The organism is Marinobacter salinisoli (assembly GCF_017301335.1).
Taxonomy (GTDB): Bacteria; Pseudomonadota; Gammaproteobacteria; order Pseudomonadales; family Oleiphilaceae; genus Marinobacter; species Marinobacter salinisoli.
Genome location: NZ_CP071247.1, coordinates 2,315,812 through 2,338,777, shown reverse-complemented (window position 1 = coordinate 2,338,777; position 22,966 = coordinate 2,315,812). Strand labels below are relative to the sequence as shown.

The 22,966-nt window shown below is 54.1% G+C and carries 20 protein-coding genes and 1 tRNA gene; 4 read left to right on the top strand and 17 right to left on the bottom strand.

Features of this window, described 5'->3' with window-relative positions:
• Window positions 1-66: 66 nt before the first annotated feature.
• From LPB19_RS10670 to LPB19_RS10640, 7 genes are all read right to left on the bottom strand, one after another.
• A complete protein-coding gene (locus tag LPB19_RS10670) occupies window positions 67-1,392 on the bottom strand; it encodes a FemAB family XrtA/PEP-CTERM system-associated protein (protein ID WP_228289093.1) in 1,326 nt (441 codons plus the stop codon).
• Window positions 1,393-1,405: 13 nt separating this feature from the next.
• Complete coding sequence (locus LPB19_RS10665) at window positions 1,406-2,269, bottom strand: XrtA system polysaccharide deacetylase (RefSeq protein ID WP_206645772.1); 864 nt, start codon at window positions 2,267-2,269, stop codon at window positions 1,406-1,408.
• Window positions 2,270-2,315: 46 nt separating this feature from the next.
• Window positions 2,316-3,599, bottom strand: a complete 1,284-nt coding sequence (locus LPB19_RS10660; RefSeq protein WP_206642889.1) for a porin family protein — start codon at window positions 3,597-3,599, stop codon at window positions 2,316-2,318.
• The gene (locus LPB19_RS10655; protein WP_228289092.1) at window positions 3,592-4,326 is read right to left on the bottom strand and encodes a P-loop NTPase family protein; all 735 of its coding nucleotides are present in this window, start codon (window positions 4,324-4,326) and stop codon (window positions 3,592-3,594) included. The genes LPB19_RS10660 and LPB19_RS10655 overlap by 8 nt, the downstream gene beginning before the upstream one ends.
• Before the next feature lie 161 nt (window positions 4,327-4,487).
• Window positions 4,488-6,014: an XrtA system polysaccharide chain length determinant gene (locus LPB19_RS10650; RefSeq protein ID WP_206642888.1), complete on the bottom strand. Its 1,527-nt coding sequence runs from the start codon at window positions 6,012-6,014 to the stop codon at window positions 4,488-4,490.
• 50 nt (window positions 6,015-6,064) lie between these two features.
• The gene (locus LPB19_RS10645) at window positions 6,065-6,706 is read right to left on the bottom strand and encodes an XrtA/PEP-CTERM system exopolysaccharide export protein (RefSeq protein WP_206642887.1); all 642 of its coding nucleotides are present in this window, start codon (window positions 6,704-6,706) and stop codon (window positions 6,065-6,067) included.
• 55 nt (window positions 6,707-6,761) lie between these two features.
• A complete protein-coding gene (locus tag LPB19_RS10640; protein ID WP_206642886.1) occupies window positions 6,762-8,174 on the bottom strand; it encodes a TIGR03013 family XrtA/PEP-CTERM system glycosyltransferase in 1,413 nt (470 codons plus the stop codon).
• Window positions 8,175-8,911: 737 nt separating this feature from the next.
• Between LPB19_RS10640 and LPB19_RS10635 the strand changes: the two genes are divergently transcribed.
• Window positions 8,912-9,640 (top strand): PEP-CTERM sorting domain-containing protein, encoded by a 729-nt coding sequence (locus LPB19_RS10635; protein ID WP_206642885.1) that lies wholly within the window; start codon window positions 8,912-8,914, stop codon window positions 9,638-9,640.
• A 61-nt stretch (window positions 9,641-9,701) separates the two neighbouring features.
• On the opposite strand, the gene prpF is transcribed toward LPB19_RS10635, so the two are convergent.
• From prpF to LPB19_RS10605, 6 genes are all read right to left on the bottom strand, one after another.
• The gene (gene prpF, locus LPB19_RS10630; protein WP_206642884.1) at window positions 9,702-10,880 is read right to left on the bottom strand and encodes a 2-methylaconitate cis-trans isomerase PrpF; all 1,179 of its coding nucleotides are present in this window, start codon (window positions 10,878-10,880) and stop codon (window positions 9,702-9,704) included.
• Entirely contained in the window at window positions 10,877-13,474 is a 2,598-nt protein-coding gene (acnD, locus tag LPB19_RS10625; RefSeq protein WP_206642883.1) for a Fe/S-dependent 2-methylisocitrate dehydratase AcnD, read from the bottom strand. The genes prpF and acnD overlap by 4 nt, the downstream gene beginning before the upstream one ends.
• Before the next feature lie 75 nt (window positions 13,475-13,549).
• Window positions 13,550-14,683, bottom strand: a complete 1,134-nt coding sequence (gene prpC, locus LPB19_RS10620; protein ID WP_206642882.1) for a bifunctional 2-methylcitrate synthase/citrate synthase — start codon at window positions 14,681-14,683, stop codon at window positions 13,550-13,552.
• Window positions 14,684-14,710: 27 nt separating this feature from the next.
• Entirely contained in the window at window positions 14,711-15,601 is an 891-nt protein-coding gene (gene prpB / locus LPB19_RS10615; protein ID WP_407943959.1) for a methylisocitrate lyase, read from the bottom strand.
• Between the two features lie 58 nt (window positions 15,602-15,659).
• Window positions 15,660-16,340, bottom strand: coding sequence for a GntR family transcriptional regulator (locus LPB19_RS10610; RefSeq protein ID WP_206642880.1), 681 nt, complete (start codon window positions 16,338-16,340; stop codon window positions 15,660-15,662).
• A gap of 197 nt (window positions 16,341-16,537) precedes the next feature.
• Window positions 16,538-17,644 carry a ShlB/FhaC/HecB family hemolysin secretion/activation protein gene (locus LPB19_RS10605; RefSeq protein WP_206642879.1) on the bottom strand — a complete coding sequence of 369 codons (1,107 nt, stop codon included), beginning with the start codon at window positions 17,642-17,644 and terminating at the stop codon, window positions 16,538-16,540.
• Between the two features lie 290 nt (window positions 17,645-17,934).
• Here LPB19_RS10605 and galU point away from each other — a divergent pair, with 290 nt between their 5' ends.
• Window positions 17,935-18,771 (top strand): UTP--glucose-1-phosphate uridylyltransferase GalU, encoded by an 837-nt coding sequence (gene galU / locus LPB19_RS10600; RefSeq protein ID WP_206642878.1) that lies wholly within the window; start codon window positions 17,935-17,937, stop codon window positions 18,769-18,771.
• A 14-nt stretch (window positions 18,772-18,785) separates the two neighbouring features.
• Here the strand turns inward: galU and LPB19_RS10595 are convergent, their stop codons facing one another.
• Window positions 18,786-19,202: a helix-turn-helix transcriptional regulator gene (locus LPB19_RS10595; protein WP_206642877.1), complete on the bottom strand. Its 417-nt coding sequence runs from the start codon at window positions 19,200-19,202 to the stop codon at window positions 18,786-18,788.
• Between the two features lie 218 nt (window positions 19,203-19,420).
• Here LPB19_RS10595 and LPB19_RS10590 point away from each other — a divergent pair.
• Together LPB19_RS10590 and LPB19_RS10585 are read left to right on the top strand one after the other, a co-directional pair.
• A tRNA-Val gene (locus LPB19_RS10590) sits at window positions 19,421-19,497 on the top strand.
• 80 nt (window positions 19,498-19,577) lie between these two features.
• Window positions 19,578-20,396: an RluA family pseudouridine synthase gene (locus LPB19_RS10585; RefSeq protein ID WP_206642876.1), complete on the top strand. Its 819-nt coding sequence runs from the start codon at window positions 19,578-19,580 to the stop codon at window positions 20,394-20,396.
• Window positions 20,397-20,414: 18 nt separating this feature from the next.
• Here the strand turns inward: LPB19_RS10585 and LPB19_RS10580 are convergent, their stop codons facing one another.
• From LPB19_RS10580 to purC, 3 genes are read right to left on the bottom strand one after another with little or no spacing between them, the layout of a single operon-like run.
• Complete coding sequence (locus tag LPB19_RS10580) at window positions 20,415-21,422, bottom strand: NAD-dependent epimerase (protein WP_323127885.1); 1,008 nt, start codon at window positions 21,420-21,422, stop codon at window positions 20,415-20,417.
• A 13-nt stretch (window positions 21,423-21,435) separates the two neighbouring features.
• Window positions 21,436-22,179, bottom strand: a complete 744-nt coding sequence (locus LPB19_RS10575) for a TIGR04219 family outer membrane beta-barrel protein (RefSeq protein WP_206642874.1) — start codon at window positions 22,177-22,179, stop codon at window positions 21,436-21,438.
• Window positions 22,180-22,214: 35 nt separating this feature from the next.
• A complete protein-coding gene (purC, locus tag LPB19_RS10570) occupies window positions 22,215-22,928 on the bottom strand; it encodes a phosphoribosylaminoimidazolesuccinocarboxamide synthase (protein ID WP_206642873.1) in 714 nt (237 codons plus the stop codon).
• Window positions 22,929-22,966: the final 38 nt, after the last annotated feature.

Sequence of the window (22,966 nt, the reverse complement as noted above, 5' to 3'; positions counted from 1 at the left end):
TAGGCCTCTTTGACCCACGGTCAACGATGCTGTTAAAGCAGTTGCAGCCTTAACCCACCAATAAGATTAGGGTAATGACTTCACGATTTTTGGACCAACGCACTTTGTGACCCAGAGCGGCAGACGCTTCCAAACTTGTATAAGCAACTTGAATTTAGGGTTATCTGGATTTAATGCCGGCAAACCGCCGGTATCTGGCACAACGTAATCCCAGTGCATAGGGATCTCCTGAGCCCCCCACTGCCTTTTGAAATTGTATGTTCCAGATTCGGGCGAACAACGACCAAAATCAAAATAGCGATATCCCTGCTGTCCGGCAAACTCAAGGATGCGCCAATACATAGCCATATTTGCACCGGTCTGGCCTACCTGGCGAAGACTGGATGCCCATGGAATCTCCATTCTGTCGCCAAAACCCGTCAGTAATGCACAGGTGACGGCCTGACCATCAATCCTGCCAATAACCAGCCAAGCTTTGTCACCAAGACTATCAAGAAGATTGTGGAAAAAATGTCTACCATAGACCGGCGTTCCCAAATCGCGCATGTTGATTGCAAACACCCGATAAAATTCATCCAGCAATTCTAATCCACCGATACTTAAGTCGTTTAAATCCCTTTGGCCACGGCGGATTTGCGCTCTCAGCTTAGGTTTGAAACTCCGCCAAAGGTCCGCAACATCATCGGGTATTGGCAGCCAGAACGTAACCTTATGACTACGTTTACGAAGACCTAGCCCACTCTCTGCCAAATGGCGCAACTCTATATGCTCAGACTGCTCGGCTACTCGCCAGGACTCAGCAGCCAAGATTAGCTTCTGCGCAACATCTCGGTTTTCTGACAATATTCCCCCGTAGTTAAAGTACGGAACAGACAACATAAAATTTCCGAACAACGCGCTCTTCAACTGAACAACCGGGAGGACTCCGACGATTTGATCACTTTTATCGGCGGCGAAAAAATAGCGCACTTTATGTCGATAAGTTGACTCAATGAACGACGTAACAGCAGGAAGATGCCATATAGATCCCGCCGGGTGACTAGCCACATACTGCTCAATAGCACCCGAATGATCGTGATTTGCAATTCCAACCTCTACAGATTCTGCAAGATCACGATCGCGGATTGCGGGAGGAACAACAATTTGCGGCGGAGACCAAGGCTTCTCAACAGTCCGGTTTTGTGTCTTTTTTACACGTTTTTTAAGAGATTTAATTTGCTTGATATTTCTCTGCAACTCGCAAAGCAGTTCGTCAGCGGGCGCCATCGACTTTCGGGCCTCATCAACCAACCGGCTAAGCCGCTTGTTCTCCTTCTGGAGGAGCGAAAGACGTGATTCCAAGTCCTCGCAAGGAATTGATGCACTCTCCAATTGCACACACTTTCCCATCATGAAATCGAAATCCTCAGACGGCAATTGGCTCTAGGGGAATGGTTGAATCTGACAACACCGACGAAACCGGAGCGAAGCTGAAGTCTCCCAATAACCGCTCCAGTCGACCATAGCAACGCTCGAGGTTGTTATAGTGCCTGAAACGCGATAGCGCCTTAACTGCCAGCCTTGGTTGAGACGGGTCGATCTCCCAGGGGTGTAAATAGAAGATAAATGGCTGTCCGAGCCTGTTGATTTGGCCTAGCCCCCATCGACTCAACCAATACGGAAACAGCCGAAAATAGCCACCACCGGCTATCGGTAAGCGATAGTTACCAATAGCGCAGGTTGAGAGAGGAAATTCCGTTAATTGGCCACCGTTCGGTGCCTGAAGTCGATACGGAGTGAAGGGAGTTCCGGGCATACCGTAACGATCATGGTGGACAGGAAAAATCGAAGAATCCCAGGTAAACCCTTCATCACACAGCACATCAAGCGCCCAGCGCGACTTCGCCGTGATGGAATAACTGGCGGCCCTATAACCGCTAACGAAAGCGCCGGTTATATCCTCCAGTATGGTCTTGGATTTCCTAGTTTCCTCACGAAAAACCTTTTCTGTCTGGGAGTAAACCAGCTGATGACTGTATCCGTGGCTCGCAATTTCGTGCCCGGCTTGCTGTATCCGCCGAACAAGACCTGGCGAACGTTCAGCTACCCATCCAAGAACGAAAAAGGTTGCTTTGGTATCAAAACGTTCGAAAAGTTCAAGCAGGCGATCGGTGTTTGATTCAACCCGGTACTCCATCTTTGGCCAGTCACTGCGTTCAACAGCTTCCGCCAAAGCGGCAACCTGAAAATAATCCTCAACATCAATAGTGAGCGCATTCTTTATATCCATACTCACGGCACGTTTCCTACCTTTGACCTTTGGGGGTCAACGAGTGTTAGAGGTTATATTCCAGTCCGAACAGGAACCAAGCTTCATCATATCCACGAGTTTCGACATCACTTGTACGTCGTTCGAATCCAAACTGGCTGATCATTTCCAGTTGACTGTTCAAGCGGAAATCAATGCCTGCTACGCCCCGAAACCCCTGATCCTCTGTCTCGTCCACGGTATAGCTTCTAGCGTCATAGGTGCCTTCAAATCGGGCGTCCATCTGTCGTGTGATGGGCTGTATATATTCAATTCGTGCGCCTTCCCCGGTTTCCTGGTTACCAATATCAAGGTAATCGGTCTGATTGGCGAACAAAACGCCCGCAAGCGAAGAGCCTGCCCCGAAACGTTTTTCCAGTTTGACCTGTATCGCGGACACTTCAACGGCACTCGTTTCCTCGAGGTCAAAAATGACCTCGCCAAAACGAACGTCAAAGTCTGATGTTTGGTCCGTCAACTCCCTGCTCGCCTCAATCGATAGAGTTGAGGTCGGATTAATATCCCTGAGTAAACTGAAGCTTCCGACGACTCCATCACTTTCCTGTACGCGATCAACAAAAGAGGTCTCTAGCTGGCTGTATCCTATCGATCCGGCTATCCGGGTGGCTGCCCACTCCTTTGTGATGGGAACCGAAACCGTGATTTTGTCGATTTCTTCATCAGTATCGAGACTTGCACGTTCGGCACTGGCGCCAAGGCCAGCAGTGAAGGATTGGCTGAACGCGTGATTCCAACCAATGTTGGCGGTGTACCTTTCCCCATCGGTGAACGAAGGTTCTCTGTACTCCGTATTTTCGTAGAACGCAGATAAGACCAGATCATCGACTGAGGTCAGCCTGAAGGTGGCGATTGGCCCGGTGCGAAAGATGTTCTTTTGGCTACGATCATCCGGTGTACCGGCAGACTGGCTACTCTGGAGTACGTCATCGAGATAGTCTTCGATACGCCAAACGACATTGCTCCCAAGACTGCAGTCGGCAATAAAATTTACATAACCCACTGTCTCAGGATCAAAAGTCTCATCGAGCCAGTACTCGTAACGAGCCTGGGCAAGAAGGTCTGAATTGCACCGCCCCGTGTCCGAGCTATGGCCTATGCCCAATAGCAATCGAGATTCAACATCGACTTCCTCGTCCTGAAAACTTTTTCGGGCGTTATTCGTCAACCTGGAATCGAAACCCAGTGATACGTTTACAGGGGCAGCGATCGCTATACCTGCCGGAACCGTGAAATACAGCAGCAAGGCCGGTACAAAACCAATGCCCCCCAAACGAATTAGCGGTTTACCCATTGATCACCGCCCCGACAAATTTTTTCGGATTGAACGCCGCTGCGGCATCTTCGACCAGGCTTGGTGTAACGCCTCCGTGCGGCACCACTAGCATCGCGTAGTCACAGATTTCAGATAATATCCGCGCATCCGGAGACTCGGTCACCGGTGCGGTGTCGAGGATAATGAAACGATCGGGATACCGTCTCCGAACAGCCATAAGAAACTGCTTCATGCGAAATGACGTAAAGAATTCCCCCGGGTTTTCCCGGCGGCTGCCTGCGGGGATAAGGCGAAGCCGAGGTATGCCCGTTGGGTAGAGGATTCTGGAGATATCCAGATCAGGCTCGTCCAGAAAATCAGTGAGTCCGGCCTCAGGCAAAACGTCGAGTGTCGAGTGAAGGGACGGCTCCCGGAGGTTGCAGTCAATAATGACCGCGGTCTTGGCCTGATCGAAGGCAAACGCAGCTCCCAAATTCAACGCGACAAAAGATGCTCCAGCTCCAGCCTTTGTTCCGCTGACAACCATCGTAAAATTATTACCGCCAGATTTCTCGAGCAGACGCGTGCGCAAATCGCGGAACCGGTTGACCAAGGCCCGGTTGTTGGATTCTGGATAGACTATACGCCGCTCATCCATTTCGTCCGGGGAAAGTCTGCGAGTTTCCTGCATCCGAACGATCTGTTTGCTGATGACATAGCGATCGACAGCCCCCGGGCCTAACTCCAAAGAGCTGGGAACAAGCATCCGGGAATCGTCCCACTCTCCGTACGGCAGGCCGTCTTTGCTCAGTTCGCCTTTTTTCCTCAACCAGGAACTACCACCCGCATTCGCTGGGCTCTCATTCCGGGGTTCTGTGGGGTCTTCGTTGATATCCCTCAGGGGGCCGGTGTTGCTTTTTCCCTCGCTCATCCGATCACTCCCATCATTCCCGCGATAGCCACAGCCAAGTATGCGACAACCGCAACGACGGCCAACAAGCCGACCATCACGGTCACGCGGCTGTCACGCCGTTTTTCAAAAGGTGTTTTGATCTCCGGTAACTGGACAAGAACAGGGATGTCTACGTCTTCCTCCAACTGCTCCCTCGCCCTGACTCTGGGATCGATTTGCAGGAGGCCGGCAATCAAGCCAAAAGGTGCGGCCAAGCCCAAAAAGATTCCCGCTACCGCAAACATGGAGAATTGAGGCCCGGTCGCAGACAGCGGAAATTGGGCCTTCTCGGTAATCCGATAATTCAGGCCCTGGCCCTCAACATCAAGATGCATGGACACCCGGGCTCTCTCTCGCCGCTTCAAAAGGTCATCGTATATTTCTTTATTGACCTCCATATCTCGAGTGAGCTCGGCGTACTGAGCATTGTTGCCCTGGATTCTCTCCATGCGATCAGCCTGCTCCTCGAGCAGACGACGGTAAGACAGGATCCGGGTATTCACGGTTTGTATATTTGCCCGTGTCGACGAGAGCTCAGACTGAATTTCCTGATAAACAGGATTGGCCACGGCTTCCCCCGCAAGCGATTGGGTCGGCTCGCCTTGCTCAATTGCCCTTGTCCGTTGTTTGCGCAGCTCCGCAAGCTGTTCGCGCAGGATAACGATGTCTGGATAGGTGTCGTGGTATTTGAGGCGCAGATTATCTAACTGTTCTTCGAGGGCGCTTATTCTGTTCTGGTAGGCGTCTGCCGACTGCCCCTGCACGATCATAGGGTTCAACCGGCCAAGTTCACTTTCAAGGCTCCGAGCCCGGGTCTCTAGCTCGGACTTCTCCATTTCCGCCAATTCCAACTGGGACCTGAGGTTCGCCATTCGGTCATTAGCTTCATCATCGGTTCCCTCAACATTTTCGGAAAGAAACTGCTTTAAACGCTCTTCCGCGGCCGCGAGTTGGACTTCATAGCTCTTCACCTGCTTGTTGATGAAGTCGTAAGCATTTCTGCTCTCGGTCCGCTTCCGTTCACTCGTTTCTTCGATAAAGAGCTGCCCGGTTTTCTGTGCAATTTGAAATGCGCGCATTGGGGATTGGGACTTGTAGGCAATTGAGAAGTAGCTGTCACCCCTCGACTCAACCGAAATATTGGTTCGCAAAGCCGCGACTCGGTCTTCCAGTTTGTCTTGGCCAACGCTGGCTGCGCCTTCCCCAAAGATATCCTCATCTCTGGCAATCTTTTCGACGACACTTCGACTCCAAAGCAGTTCCTCCGCAGCGGAGGCCCGGTCATTAATCTCCGTGGTTACCGCACTGCCCTCCATCAAGGGCTGAATGATGTTCTTGTCATCAATGAAAATAACGGTCTCAGACGTGTATTTGTAAGGCCAAAGAAAACCGGCCAACAGGACACCGAAACTCACGAGTACAAATATCAGCAGCGCAAGCCATTTTCGACTACCGACTTCCCGAAAAACTTCGCTTGGCAACTTGGAGAGAGGCATTGCCATAAGCCATTCACCCACTGTTGATTGTCTTGAAGTCGCCTGACTTTAGACGATTAAAAGCTCCGCTCAGGAATACTGAGGATATCGCCGGGACGGATTGCATAATTGGTAGACACGTCCCCATCGCTGAGGATGTCCTCTAGCCGGATAGGAATGGCAACGATTTCTCCACCCACTTTCCTGTACAGCATGGATTTGTTCAGCGCGGCGAACGGTGTTGTTCCACCCGCACTAAGGACGATATCGAGCACCGTCATGCCAGCTCGGTGAGGCATAGACACCGGCTGTTCAACCGCACCAGTAACCCTTACCCGATGGCTGAACTCGTGGCTTCCCATGGACGTTACGACAATGCTGACTTGTGGCTGGCGAATGTACCTGGCGAGGCTGCCTTCAATGTCTTCCGCCAAGGCCTGCGGCGTGCGACCGCTCGCCTGGACATCACCGACCAGTGGAACACTGATCTTCCCGTCGGGCCTTACCGGCACTTCGATACTCAGATCTTCGTTGCGCCAAACGGAAACCCGCACCACATCACTGGCACCAAGCAGATATTCATCAACGCTTGTGGTGGTATTTACACTGAGGGCTCTCTGAATTTGATCCCGAGAAGAGGCCGAGGGACCGACACAACCTGATGCCAGCGCAACCGACAACAGGACGACAGCAGCTGCGAGAGGGAACTTCCGTGACATTGATCATCCTCTTTATCAATCCTTGCTTTTCGCGATGAGAAGGTTTTCCTCCTAACTACCGCGATCCTTTTTTGAACAGTACCACTTCCACTGTTTGAATTATAATCAATAAATCAAGCAGCAGACTTTGATTCTTTATGTAGTAAAGGTCATATCGAAGCTTTTCTTTGGTGTCTTCTTCATTATCCGCATAAGCAAAACATAGCTGCGCCCAACCCGTTACACCAGGCTTGACCCTGTGACGCTCGCTGTAAAACGGGATTTTTTCTGACAGCTGCTGGACAAAGACCGGTCTTTCCGGGCGCGGGCCCACAAACGCCATGGTGCCATTCAGAACATTGAAAATCTGAGGCAACTCATCGATCCGCACCTTACGGATAAACTCGCCAACGCGCGTAACCCGGGTATCGTTCTGTCTGGCCCAAACCGCACCATCTTTCTCGGCATCGGTGACCATGGATCTGAACTTATGCACCTTGAAAACCTTTCCATTCAAGCCGACGCGCTCCTGGCTGTAGAAAATAGGAGCCTTGAGGCCATCTTCGATCTTGATAGCGATAGCGGTAAGAATCATCAGGGGTAGCGACACGCTTAGCAGTGCCAAGGACGCCAAGATATCCAATGACCTCTTACCAAATCCAAACACCGAGGACACGGTAAAGCCGTCCGTGAAAACCAGCCAGCCGTGGGTTAGCATCTCAAGCGCGACCTTCCTCGACTCACGCTCGTAGAACGACATTGCGTCAACGATTCGAACCCCCTCCATCTTGCATTCAAGGAGGTCTTCCATGGGAAGCCCCTTCCGGCGATCGTCCACCGCGACAACAATTTCACTGACCGGGTGCTTTTGGATATATCGCTGCAACGTGGTTGCAGGACAGATCAAAAACTCATCTGGCACTTCCGTTCGTTCATCCGGCAACGGAACGAAACCCGTGAGGGTAAAGCCCTTGCGGTTAAAAGGCGTCTTCAGGTCCTCAAGCAATTGGTGAGCGCGGAAACCCGAGCCCAACACCAGCACCTTGCGTTTGAATGCATCCTTGCCAGCCAGAGCGAAGAAAACATAACGCACGATACCAAGCAGAAAGAAGCCGAAGACCGAAGCTGCGGTCAGGACACCGCTAGACCCCAGGTACCAGAGCCAATCACTGGCGAGCAGATAGGAAAATCCAGACGCAGGAATACCGATGACCAGGGCCATGATGGTCCGCAGCATCATTCCGGACATCCCTTCCTCAAGCCGCGACTGGTGCACCCCAACAGCAATCATGGTCAAAAGATTGACCGATGAGAAAACCGTGGCAGAAGGAAGGATCAGTGAGAGGTTTTCGAAGAAATACCCATCGTCACCAAAATACCGAAAGAAAGTGGCAAGCAGGAAGCTGCAGATCAAGACCGAGAAATCGATCAGGCCCAGAACGACAAATGGAACGTGTATGTAATGCCTGAACAATCTGACGTGAGCCACGTCGACTCCTTTTGTAATTTCGCCACTCCGTTCGTCCGCTGCAACAGAGCTTTTTTACAGAAGTTGAGTGTAATGCAATTTTTTGTAACTGCAACAACCTGTATCACAGTTGGTACGCCGCTTCTCTAAAAGGCTAGCGTAGCTTTTCCGGGCGGGCCAGATATCGGACGGAATAACAGTAAGAAAGCTCGTCAACAAAGATTTGCTAGCGCCTGAAACAGGTTGGTTATCCCTAACAAACACCGCGTAGATAGCGCGTCCGTTGACAGAATTTCACCACCTTTTGAGCTGTAAACTTTCCTGACACCTTACTTTGAAAACATCGAATTTGCCCCGACCAGCGATGTCGAGAGGCAAAATCTGCCGCCAAAAGAGACCCAAGCCAATCCTCAGCAACCGGTTGATGTTGGCGTGGTCACTTTCGTTCTTTCACATCGCGGAAATGCAGCGAAATCAACCCACTTTTCGGTTATCAAATTAGACCGCCGCTCATCGTCTCGCCCAGAGAACCGCTCCGCGATTCAGACTCAACCGCCGAGACAGCCGTAAACCAAGAAGAACGAGAACTGCGTCACACTTTTTTACACACCCAACCAACCGCTGATCAATGGAGCACGCCGTTGAAGCCCCAACTTTCTGATTCCTAGTCACAAACTTCTCGCTGGCGTCTCACTTGCTGACAATCCCGCAGTGCGGCAGTGGCTAAACCATTGAGAACTCCAAGACGGAAGTCCAGTATGCGTCAGTTTGTTGTTAACGTATTTCTCTTCGGAACGTTGCTTACTTCAGGTGCCTATGCAGAACCCATTGAGTTAACGGACACGCTCAGCGCGTGGTCCAGCGATTCGACTGCTTCGACCAGGTTATCGGTTGGCGGCGCTGAAGCCCTTTGTGGGGAGAACGGCCCGAATAATCGCTACAGTTCAGATGCCCCGCTGTTTGCCGCTCAAGAACCGGAGCGTTGCGCCTCTCGCATCGGTCATATCAGTAGTGACAGGCAGTCTATTGATGACCCAGCTGACACGTTTATGAAACAGGCGGACCTTGTGGTTTCGACGAAGACGATTCTCGATCGGGTACCCACTATGCTTGGTTCAAGCTTCACAATCGAGAAGCGGGCTGCAGTAAATACCATCGCTCCCGAGGGATCTCTGTGCGACACCGGTACAACTCGACTGGCGCGTCCTGAGTCTCTCGGTTGCGGGGATCGCATGATGCCGCCTTTGCATCAAGCGACGTTCATTCCGTTCGAATTAGGCAGTGACAAGGATTACTTCCGTGATAGCGGATTTTTTTATGGCGGAGCGCTGGTCAGCGACGTCAAAACGGATCAGAAAAATGCAACCAAATCGGCGCTTGCGGGGATCATCAGCGTGAAAGATGTGCCGGAGCCGTCGGCCCTCGCCCTTGTGGCCTTGGGCGCCTTTGGCCTGTTAGCCCGGAGCCGGTTTAAAAACAGCGCTTGAAAAAACCAACGCCCAACCTTGCCGATCGGTCTCGGCTAGGCTGGGCGTCTTTCGTTTGTGCCTAGATCTGGCCGGCAGGTACTCTGACCCAGCCTTCCATCAGGATACGCGCACTCCGGCTCATCGACGCCTTTGCAGCGACCCATCTACCATTTTCCAGCCTGGCTGCCGCACCGACCTTTAAGGTGCCAGACGGGTGGCCAAACGTCACTTCATTGCGTTCCCCTCCGCCGGCGGCCAGATTGACAAGAGTGCCCGGCACGGCCGCGGCAGTTGCGATGGCGACCGCCGCCGTCCCCATCATGGCATGATGAAGCTTACCCATAGAGAGCGCACGAACCAGTACGTTGACGTCTGAATTTCCTATCGCTTTCCCGCTTGACGAAACATAATCCCTTGGCGGCGCGACAAACGCGACCTTCGGCGTATGCTGGCGGGTGGCCGCCTCGTCCGGGCTCTGAATAAGCCCCATTTTCACGGCACCATGGGCTCGAATGGTCTCGAACATGGCCAGTGCCTTGGGGTCTCCGTTGATGTCCTCCTGCAACTCAGTGCCCTGGTAACCGACATCCCGGGCATTGATGAAAATGGTCGGAATACCGGCATTGATCATCGTTGCACTTAACTTCCCAAGCCCCGGAACCTCCAGTTCATCAACCGCATTGCCTGTCGGAAACATCGAACCCTCACCATCGGCGGGGTCCATAAAGTCGATCAGAACCTCGGCGGCCGGGAAAGTCACCCCGTCCAGTTCAAAATCTCCCGTTTCCTGAACCTCACCATTGGCCATCGGCACATGAGCGACGATGGTTTTGCGGATGTTGGCCTGCCAGATACGAACAGTACAAATGCCATTGTCAGGAACCCTGTCAGCGTCGACAAATCCACTGTGAATGGCGAAGGCACCCACTGCAGCCGTCAGATTGCCGCAATTCCCACTCCAATCGACAAAAGGCGTGTCGATGGACACCTGACCGAACAGATAGTCGACGTCATGGTCTGGCTGGGCAGACTTCGACAGGATGACCGTTTTACTGGTGCTGGACGTCGCACCGCCCATGCCATCGATTTGCTTCTGGTACGGGTCCGGGCTGCCAATCACTCTGAGCAATAACTTGTCCCGGGCTTCGCCCGGGGCTTGAGCGGCTTCGGGCAAATCCTGCAGCCGGAAGAAAACCCCTTTGCTGGTACCTCCGCGCATATAGGTGGCAGGGACCTTGATCTGAGGTGCGTGGGTCATGCCGCACCCTCAGCTTCCAGGAAGTCCTTGGCAAAACGCTGCAAAACCCCACCCGCTGAATAGATGGATACCTCTTCGGCAGTGTCCAGGCGGCAAATCACGGGCACGTGCTCAGTGCTGCCGTTCTTGCGATGGATGACCAGGGTGAGCATCGCCTGCGGAGCGGGCGTGCCTTCCACATCGTAGGTCTCAGTGCCGTCCAGTGACAGGGTTCGGCGCGTAGTGCCCTCCTCAAACTGAAGCGGCATCACCCCCATGCCGACCAGGTTGGTTCGGTGAATGCGTTCAAACCCTTCGGCCACAATGGCTTCCACGCCAGCCAACGCAACACCCTTGGCCGCCCAGTCACGGGAGGAGCCCTGGCCGTAGTCAGCACCGGCAATGACGATCAACGGCTGTTTGCGCTCCATGTAAGTTTCAATCGCTTCCCACATCCGGGTGACCTTGCCCTCCGGCTCGATGCGGGCGAGGGAACCCTGCTTCACGTTGCCGTTTTCGTCCGTCACCATCTCATTAAACAGCTTGGGGTTGGCGAAGGTTGCCCGCTGCGCCGTCAGATGATCACCACGGTGCGTTGCGTAGGAGTTGAAGTCCTCCTCGGGCAGGCCCATCTTCGCCAGGTATTCCCCTGCCGCGCTGCTCGCGAGGATCGCATTGGACGGCGACAGATGATCCGTCGTTATGTTGTCCGGCAGAATCGCCAGCGGACGCATGCCTTTGAGCGATTTCTCACCAGCCAACGCGCCCTCCCAGTACGGCGGGCGACGGATATACGTGCTCTGCGGGCGCCACTCATACAATGGATTACTGGCGGCCTGAGCCTCCTTGGTCACGTCGAACATCGGAATATAAGTCTGACGGAACTGCTCCGGCTTGACCGAACTTTTCACGATGGCATCAATTTCTTCATCACTCGGCCAGATGTCCTTCAGAGTGACCGGATTGCCCTCCATGTCATAACCCAGAGCATCTTTTTCAATATCAAAGCGGATGGTTCCGGCAATGGCGTAAGCCACCACCAGTGGCGGAGATGCGAGAAACGCCTGCTTGGCATAGGGATGGATACGACCATCAAAGTTCCGGTTGCCCGACAGCACCGCCACCGAATAGAGGTCACGGTCGATGATTTCCTGCTGAATCTTTGGATCCAGTGCACCACTCATCCCGTTACAGGTCGTACAGGCAAACGCCACCACGCCAAAGCCCATGTTTTCCAGCTCGGGCAGCAGGTTGGCTTCTTCCAGATACATCTTGACGGTCTTGGAGCCCGGTGCCAGGGAAGATTTCACCCAGGGCTTTCGGGTCAGCCCCAGCTTATTGGCGTTGCGAGCGATCAGTCCCGCGGCCACCATGTTGCGGGGGTTCGAGGTGTTGGTACAGCTGGTGATCGCGGCGATAATCACCGCACCATCCGGCATTTTGCCTTCTTCCTGCTGCCATTCACCGGCGATGCCGCGCTGTGCCAGTTCAGACGTCGGCAAGTGTGCATGGGGGTTGGACGGGCCTGCCAGCGTGCGCTCAACGGACGAAAGATCAAACTTCAGAACGCGCTCATATTCCGCTCTGTTCAGGCTATCCGCCCAGAGACCTGTGTGCTTGGCGTACTTCTCAACCAGCTCTACCTGCTCATCATCACGGCCAGTGAGCTTCAGGTAATCAATGGTCTGGCCATCGATATAGAACATAGCAGCGGTAGCACCGTATTCGGGTGTCATATTGGAAATGGTGGCACGGTCGCCAACGCTCAGGCTGTCGGCACCCTCGCCAAAGAACTCCAGATAGGCACCAACCACGCGTTCCTTGCGCAGGAACTCGGTCAGCGCCAGTACCATATCGGTACTGGTAATGCCCGGCTTCAGCTTGCCCGTGAGCTCCACGCCAACAATATCCGGCAGACGCATCATGGAAGCGCGGCCCAGCATCACGCTTTCCGCCTCAAGGCCACCAACGCCGACGGATATGACACCCAGCGCGTCCACCATGGGAGTATGACTATCGGTGCCAACACAGGTGTCGGGGAAAGCCACGCCGTCACGCACCTGCACCACCGGGGACATTTTCTCCAGGTTGATCTGATGCATGATGCCGTTGCCCGGCGGAATGACGTCCACGTTCTTGAACGCCGTTTTGGTCCAGTTGATGAAGTGGAACCGGTCGTCGTTCCGACGGTCCTCAATCGCCCGGTTCTTCTCGAATGCGTCCTCTTCGAAACCGGCGTGCTCAACCGCCAGCGAGTGATCCACGATCAACTGAGTCGGCACCACCGGATTCACTTTCGCCGGATCACCACCCTGCTCATCAATGGCGTCACGCAGGCCGGCCAGATCCACCAGCGCCGTTTGGCCAAGGATATCGTGACAAACGACACGCGCCGGATACCAGGGAAAATCCAGATCGCGACGGCGCTCGATCAGCTGTCTGAGCGCGTCGGCCAGCATGTCGGGATTGCAGCGGCGAACCAGTTGCTCTGCCAGAACCCGGGAAGTGTATGGCAGTTTCTCGTAAGCCCCCGGCTGTAGGTCCTCAACAGCTTGTTGAGTATCGAAGTAATCCAGATCGGTTCCGGGAAGCGGTTTGCGGTATTGGGTATTCATGATCAAAACTCGTCGAAGAATTCGGTGGCAGAAAGAAGTCGGGCACCCGTATCAGAGGGGTGCCCCGTTAACCCATCAGGCCCGCTTTTCAATTGGCAGCCACTCGCAGGACTCAGGCCCGGTGTAATCCGCGCTCGGGCGGATGATGCGATTATTCGCCCGCTGCTCTTTGACGTGAGCAGCCCAACCAGAAACCCGCGACATCACAAAGATTGGCGTAAACAGCTCAGTGGGAATGCCCATGAAGTGATAAGCGGATGCGTGGAAGAAATCGGCATTACAGAACAGCTTTTTCTCACGCCACATCACTTCTTCACAGCGCACGGAGACCGGATAGAGGACGGTATCACCCACTTCCTCAGCCAATTGCTCAGACCATTTCTTGATGATCGCGTTGCGAGGGTCTGACTCACTGTAAATGGCATGGCCGAAGCCCATGATCTTTTCTTTGCGCTCCAGCATGCCGAGCAGGCCCTGCTCGGCCTCGTCCGCGGTCTGGAACTTCTGAATCAGCGCCATGGCCGCTTCGTTCGCCCCACCATGCAGAGGGCCGCGCAAAGAGCCGATGGCGCCCGTTACACAGCTGTGAATATCCGACAGCGTCGACGCGCAAACCCGAGCGGTAAACGTGGATGCGTTGAACTCATGCTCTGCGTACAGGATCAGGGAGACGTTCATCACCCGCTCATGCAACTCGCTTGGCTTTTTGCCATGCAACAGCTCCAGGAACACACCACCAATGGAATCGCTTTCGGTCTGAGCGGTATCGATTCGAACCCCCTCATGCGCAAATCGATACCAGTAGGTAATGATTGATGGGAAAACCGCCAGCATGCGGTCGATCTTGTCATCTTGCTCGCTGAAGTCATTCTCAGTTTCGAGGTTACCCAGCACGGAGCAGCCAGTCCGCATCACATCCATCGGGTGGGCGTCCTTGGGGATTTGCTCCAGCACCAGCTTCAACGCATCGGGAAGGCCACGCAGGCCCTGCAGCTTGGTTTTATAGGCATCCAGCTCCTGCTGATTGGGCAATTTTCCGCGCAGCAACAGGTACGCAACTTCCTCAAATTGGGCGTTGTCCGCCAGATCTTTGATGTCGTAACCGCGATAGGTCAGCCCGGCACCGGTTTTTCCCACCGTACACAGCGCCGTTTCACCGGCAACCTGGCCACGCAGCCCGGCACCGCCCAGTTTCTTTGCTTCTGCCATCGTCTCTCTCCCTCAATCTTTCGTGGTTTACGACTTGTTCTGTGCAAACAACTGATCCAGCTTCTGCTCGAATTCGTGGTAGTTCAGGAAATCATAAAGTTCCATACGGGTCTGCATCAGATCGACCACGTCTTTTTGATCGCCTTTTTCCAGAATGTTCTGATACACCGTCAGTGCCGCTTTGTTCATCGCCCGGAACGCACTGAGCGGATACAGCACCATACCGGCACCGGCCTCTGCCAGTTCTTTGCGGTTATACAGCGGTGTGGCACCAAACTCGGTGATATTGGCGAGGATGGGCACATCCAGCGCATCCGCGAACGCCCGGTAATCGGTTAGCTCATGCACCGCTTCGGCGAAAATGCCGTCGGCACCGGCTTCAATACAGGCTTTAGCCCGGTCAATCGCGGCTTCGAGCCCTTCCTTCTGAAACGCGTCAGTGCGAGCCATGATGAAAAAGTCCTGATCTTGCCGGGCATCGGCTGCGGCCTTGATCCGGTCAACCATTTCTTCTTTCGACACAATCTCTTTATTCGGTCGATGCCCGCAACGCTTCTGCGCCACTTGGTCTTCAATGTGAACGGCAGCCGCGCCGGCACGCTCCATCTCGCGAATGGTTCTGGCAATATTGAACGCACCACCCCAACCGGTGTCGATATCCACCAACAGCGGCAAATCCGTGGCGGCCGTGATACGGCGAACATCCTCAACAACATCGTTCATGGTGGTCATACCCAGATCCGGCAGGCCGTAAGAGGCATTGGCCACCCCACCGCCAGACAGATAAATCGCCTGATGACCAACCCGTTCGGCCATCATGGCGGCGTAGGCGTTGATGGTTCCCACAATCTGCAGGGGCTGATTGTCTTTCAGCGCCTGCCGAAAGCGGGCGCCCGGAGTCAGTGTATTTGACATGATGTAAGCCTCTTGTTTGTTCTGTGGTCAAATCGGATCCCTGTGAGCGAATCCAACCCCTCTATATGGTTAAGACACCTTCTTCGATTTTCTGCTCAATATTCTGGCGCGCGGCATTGATATGGCGCTTCATCAGGAACTCCGCCAGTTCGCCGTCCCGCTGGGCAATCGCCTCTGCAATGCGACGATGTTCTCCCAGCGCCAGATGCGGCCGCCCTGCGGAAGTACTTAACCGATAACGGTACATGCGCACCATGTAATAGAGATCGCCCAACAGCATTTGGGCCAGCTTGGTGTTTCGGCTGCCGGTTGCAATTCGGTGGTGGAAATCGTAATCGCCCTCAGCCTGGTAGTAAGCCTGCCCCTGGGCTTCGTCAATCATCCGCTCATGGCTGTCCAAGGTAGCCTGAAGGCCCGAGATTTCATCATCGGTCATCCTCTCGGCCGCCTGACGCGCCGCCAGCCCTTCCATAGCCTCACGAATCCGGTAAAGCTCGAGCAATTCACCGGCACTGAGGGAGACGACTTTAACGCCGGCGTGAGGCCGACGAACAAGAAGCCCACGAGATTCGAGCCGCCCCAGGGCCTCCCGAAGCGGACCACGAGTGAGATTGAAGCGAGAACAGAGCTCGACCTCCCCGATCTTTTCACCCGGTGCGAGATCCCCTTTTACGATGGCCGTTTGCAGACAATCAAAGGCTTCATCTGCGCGCGTTTGAGACTGAATCGCTGACTGAGACATTTTTTGTTAACAATTATGGCAAATCCAGACTGAAAACTACGCTTGGGATGTGTTTTTGTCAACAAATCACGGGAAGCAGAAATCAGCTTGTCAACAAATGGGTCGACAAGCGCGAACAAGGGCGGGAAAAGTATAGATGAAGAATGAGGCACAGACGCCGCCATAGGGCGGCGCCAGCCGGAATATAAAAAAACAACTTAGAGAGCGACGCGAACCGAGAAGGAAACGTCTGGAGACTCTGGCCGCTCGACGGAATCGCCGGTTGTCTCAACCAAACGACCCACAGACAGGTTGGTCTGAACGCTGCGCGTTTCAAACTGCAGCGAGGCTTCAACCGCGCTGGCCCGGCCAAATTCACCGGAGTTGGCCTCTTTACCCGGAACCCAGCCGCGCAGCGCAGCCAGCTGCACCCGACTTTGAACCCCTTCAGCGCCGGGAAGCCGGAACTGTGGACTATCCGCCTTCAGTTTCAGCCAACCGCCATCCGGACTCGACAACGAACTGCCGTTGAATCCGGAGATCATAGACGACGATGCCACCACAACATTTTCACTGGCTGGCAACTCAGACGGCGCGAACTGGTAATGACCATCAAGCGCAAACAACCAGTTGCGCAGCGGGCGACGAATTGAGGAAGACAAGGACGCTTTCTGAAACACCGCAGATGACTCGTCCACCCCAGCAGTGTCTTCAACCTGGTGGAACTCGGAACCAGCCGACAAGGCAAGACGCGCACTGGCTTCAAATCCGGCCGCAAGCTCCCGCTTCCCACTGGCATCCAACGTCATGGATGAGCGCTCCTCGCTGGCGCTTTCGTCCCAGTGCCCTGCCTCGAATCGCTCCTCGTATTCACTGGCATGACGAATAATGGTCTTGAAGCGAACATCCCTCCAGGAGAACAAAGAACGGGACACAGACACTGCAAGCGCTTTCTTGTCCTGACTCTGGTTAAAACGCTCACCACCGGAGGTGGTATCGCCCCGATGGTCACGCCGAAGCATCTCAACGCCAACCCGCGTATCGCCCACCGGAAAGCCATAACTGAAGCCGAGGTTATCGGAATCCTGATCCGCCAGGCGGCTGACACCGTTCTGGAACTTAACCCCGAACACATGATCGGTGAAAAAGAGACCTCGAGTATTCAGTTTAACGTGACCATTAAACTCGTCGCTGTTTTTCTCGGAGGCGCCGGAAAGCTCGATCCGGGACTGCAGCCACTTTGGGAGACCGTCGTTTGACGGCGTCGCCCATGCCTGCCCCGAGATGATGCACCAAACAAGTGCCATGACTGCAACTGTCTTCACACGCCTTCCTGATTTAGCGACCTGCCTGCACGAGTTCGCGCAGAACTGTTCAAAAACCAACCAGGCTGCAATCTATTGGCTGCACGGTCGCAAAACCAGAGCTGCTTTCCAAAAATAACAAATTGATTAACTTGGCATTATTTGCGCAAAGTTCAGCCATGATTCGACATAAAAAGATGCAGCGGTCCACATCCGGAACCAACTTGGCTACACTCGGCACAATTCGTGAATGAATTTCAGAAAAGCAGTTTTGCTGCTTACTCACTGACAAGGACCAGAGGGATATTCAGATGATTAAGAAATGCCTGTTTCCGGTAGCCGGCTACGGCACACGCTTTCTTCCTGCCACCAAGGCCATGCCCAAGGAAATACTCCCGATTGTGAACAAACCGCTGGTGCAATACGGGGTGGAAGAAGCCTCGGAAGCAGGCGTTCATGAATTCGGCTTTGTGACCGGGCGTGGCAAGCGGGCCATTGAGGATCACTTCGACATCAGCTACGAGCTTGAGCACCAGATTGCGGGCTCCGGCAAGGAAGACCTCCTGTCCTCAATCCGGGATCTGATTAACCACAACTCCTTCGCCTTTACCCGTCAAAACGAGATGAAAGGCCTCGGACACGCCATTCTCACTGGACGCAACCTGATCGGTGACAACCCTTTTGCCGTGGTGCTGGCCGATGACTTCTGCATGGGTCCCGAAGGTGAGGACGGTGTTCTGGCCCAGATGGTCAAGCTCTACAACCAGTTCCGCTGCTCGATTGTCGCTATTGAAGAAGTACCAGAGGATGAGACGCACAAGTATGGCGTGATCGCCGGCGAGCCGATGAAAGACGGCCTGTACCGCATCACCGATATGGTGGAAAAGCCCGCGCCAGAGGACGCGCCCAGCAACCTGGCGATCATTGGGCGATACATCCTGACACCGGATATTTTCGAGATTATCGAAAACACCCCAGCAGGTAAGAATGGCGAAGTTCAAATTACCGACGCCCTGCTCCAGCAAGCCAAAAACGGATGCGTGCTGGCGTACCAGTTCAAAGGTCGTCGGTTTGACTGCGGAAGCATTGATGGCTTCGTAGAGGCCACCAACTACGTGTACGAAAACGTGTACAAGAAAGGAAAGTAGATCGCCAGGGCGCTCTAACGCCCCAGTAGTTGCAAAACTTGGCGCCGGTTCTTGTCAGAAGCTTTACGGAACCGGCGCACCAACGCCGCCTCCTCGTCGGTCAGCTGAACCCGATTGATTTCCAGCTCCAGCTCTTTGAGCGCCTCGAACAGATCGTCGCTGTTACTGAACGCCAGGCCCGGCAATTCAAGCTGACCATCTCCGCCTGGTTCCTCAAGATCCAGCACGTCTTCAAGTGGCGTTTCGGTCTTGATACAGAAATCCAGTAACTCTGTGACCCCAGGATAGCTGCGTTGCCGAGCATCACCCGATTCCCAGCTCTTCACCCGAGCCTCGTCGACGCCGCACAGCTGGGCCACATCCCAGTGAGAAAGCCGGCCAGATTCCCGAACCTGACGAAGACGGCGATTGAAGGTTTGCAGGTAGCGCATTTCTACTGCCTCTCAAAGTTCGCGGACCCGGGCAGGTCCGCTCGATCATTCGATCCTGTATCCACAACATACTGAATTCTGAACCAAATGTAACCTCGCCGCGCAATTTACCCTCAGCCCATGGTGGATCGAAAGCAGCTAGCCCGTCAGCGCCAATGAGCCAAAAAGTTGTTGACCGAAAAATGGAGAATCAGTATAGTGCGTCCGCGTTACGGGATAGGACCATAGCTCAGTTGGTTAGAGCGCTACCTTGACATGGTAGAGGTCCCCAGTTCGAATCTGGGTGGTCCTACCAATCCCGCATCGAAAGTCAGTGAACTACGGAAACGTAGGAGCTGGCTTTTTTTATGTCCGGCCCCTTTCCGGAACCCGCCCATGAAAACCATCATCGATGTTACCGCCGACCACACTCAGCCAGCGGTTGACGTACTCAGCGCTGCCTCCGACCTCCCTAAACAGCGGATCAAGGACGCGATGGCCAAAGGTGCCTGCTGGTGGACGCACAAAGGCAAACGCGTTCGACTACGGAAGGCAAAGCGGGAAGTGACAGCCGGCACGCGCCTGGAACTCTTCTACGACGCGCAAGTCCTTGCTCGGACACCACCCCCGGCGCAGCTGATCGCGGATTACAAACGCTACTCCGCCTGGTTCAAGCCTCACGGGATGTTGTCACAGGGCTCGGAATGGGGCGACCACTGCAGCCTGCTTCGCTGGGCGGAAAAGGAACTGCAGCGAGACTGCTATCTGATTCACCGACTGGACGCTGACGCCTCCGGGCTGATGCTGATTGCCCACGACGGCAAATCGGCAGGCGCATTATCCAAACGCTTTTCGGAGCGGCAGATGACCAAGCGCTATCAAGCCAGGGTTGCCGGCCACCTCATCGCAGATGACCTTCTTATTGATCAGAAAATTGACGGTAAAGCAGCTATCAGCCGCGTGAGCACGCTGTCAGTGGACGACGCAGATCAAACAACCCTGGTGAGCGTGGACATAGAGACCGGGAGAAAACATCAGATAAGAAAGCACCTGGCCTCCCTCGGCCATCCAATTATTGGCGACCGGCTGTATGGCAAGGCTGCCGACCGTTGCCTGCAACTGACCGCCTGCTACCTCGAATTTGACTGCCCGCTGACGCGCAAGCGTGTGGCGCTGGCATTACCCAGCCATCTGAGTAGCACCAGCGAAAGCTGAGAGCATGGCTCTGAACGATCAGAGCTTATAGAAGTCGCGATACCAGTCGACGAACTTCGCTATCCCATCTTCAACCGATGTGTCGGGCTTGTACCCCACATCCGTAATGAGATCGTCGACATTCGCGTAAGTAGCTGGGACATCACCGGGCTGCATGGGCAGCAGGTTTTTCTGAGCCTTTTTGCCCACCCGCTCCTCTATGATTTCGATAAAGCGGGATAGCTCGACCGGGTTGTTACTGCCGATATTGTAAAGCCGGTAAGGCGCTTTTGATGTACCCGGATCAGGCGTTTCGCCAGACCAGTCCAGGTTCGGCTCCGCCACATGGTCCAGCGTCCGCACCACGCCCTCAACGATATCGTCGATATAGGTGAAGTCCCGCTTATGGTGGCCATGGTTAAACACGTCGATGGGCTCCCCGGCCAGTATCTTCTTGGTGAAGATGAACAGGGCCATATCCGGCCGCCCCCAGGGTCCGTAGACGGTGAAGAAACGCAAACCGGTGGTAGGGAGGTTATACAGATGGCTGTATGTGTGTGCCATCAGTTCATTGGCCTTCTTGGAGGCCGCGTACAGACTCAGGGGATGGTCGACGTTGTCGTGCACGGAAAACGGCATGGACTCGTTCGCACCGTAGACCGAACTGCTGGATGCATAGACCAGATGCTTTACGCCATGGTGACGACAACCTTCCAGGATGTTCATAAAGCCTACAAGGTTGGCGTCAACATAGGCATGAGGATTCTCCAGGGAGTAGCGAACCCCGGCCTGTGCGGCCAGGTGAACCACCCGCTCCGGCTTATGTTCCGCAAACAGCGCGTCCATGACACTTCGATCCGCCACATCCTGACGCACCTCGGTGAATCCGGACCGGCACGTTAACCGCGCCAATCGGGCCTCTTTCAGGCTAACGTCATAGTAGTCATTGACGTTATCAACACCGATAACCTCATCACCCCGGTCTAATAACCGGTGCGCAAGGTGTGAGCCAATGAAGCCCGCTGTTCCCGTAACGAGAATCTTCAACGTTTCTCTCTCCTCAGAACACAACGCCGGCGCTGAAAAATGGCCCATCCAGCTCTACATCCAGCCTATCGCCGCCATCTTCGTAATCGATCGCCATGTTACGGTAGCCTGCTCTGAACTGAAGCACCGCGATCTCGTACTGACCGTAGGCGTTAAAATCATGTACAGAGTCGCCATCGTAGCTAATGATATTGCCTTCAGCGCCCACGGAAACGCCACTAAACGGCAGGTCGAAGCGCGCAGCCAGGTAACCCATTGGGATTACAGCATCTATCTCGGTTTCACTGACGCCGGTACCCGCAACCTGCTGAACCAGCAGTTCACCGGAGAGATCCCGTGCGGTGATACCCAGGTCAAGGTTTACCCAGTTATCCAACACCTCGTAATACAAGGTCAGATCCAACTGTTCGAGATCAAGTTCCGACCGCACATCCGCGCCACCCACACCACCGATATCGATACCATCGAAATCTGCAGACAGACTTCCTCGCCCATCAAGCTGTATTAAAGTGTAGTTCAGACGAACGTTTGGAAGAACAGGGATCGGATGTTCCAAATACAGAGAGGTATTTGCATTGGAATCACTCTCAAGATTGAGGTCATTCTCAACGTCAACCAGATCATTTCCGCTCGCAGCCTGGCCGGAAAGCCCTGAATCCCAGTAACTCACGTTTGCGCCAAGTCCGACAACGTCCGCATGGACCTGATGAGACGCCAGAAGAACCGTTCCGGCCGCCACTACCATCAACTTACGCATAACAAATCCTTTTCGCTTGTTTTTAATTGCGAGGTTCAGTCGAACTGAATACCCAGACGGCGTCCAACCTCCTCGTAGGTCTCAATGACTTCACCAAGTCCCTGGCGAAAACGATCCTTATCCATTTTTTTCCGGGTCTCTTTGTCCCAGATTCGACACCCATCAGGGCTGAACTCATCTCCCAGCACGACCTTGCCAGCGCTGCGACCAAACTCGAGCTTGTAGTCAACCAGCAGCATTCCGGCCTGGTCGAACAAAGCTTTGAGCACATCATTCACCTGGTAGGTTAACTCTTTCATACGAGCCAGCTCGTCAGCGGAGGCCCAGCCAAAACTGACCGCCAGCGACTCGTTGACCATCGGGTCATGCAGAGCATCATCTTTCAGGAAGAGCTCGAAGGTGGGAGGCGTCAATTCCTTGCCTTCTTCGACGCCCAGGCGACGACACAGGCTACCGGCGGAAATATTTCTCACCACGCATTCAACCGGAATCATATCCAGATTTTTGACCAGCGATTCGGTATCCGACAGCAGACCCTCAAAATGGGTAGGAACCCCCGCTGCCTCAAGCTTCTCCATAATGAAGGCATTGAACTTGTTGTTCACCATGCCCTTTCGTTGCAGCTGCTCCTTCTTTTCACCGTCAAACGCTGACGTATCGTCCCTGAACTCGAGAACGAACAGGTTTGGATCATCGGTCTTGAACACAGACTTGGCTTTGCCGGCGTATAGCTCTTCGCGCTTTTCCATCGAAAATCTCCAGTGCCCCGAGTTCGCATCGGGCACGC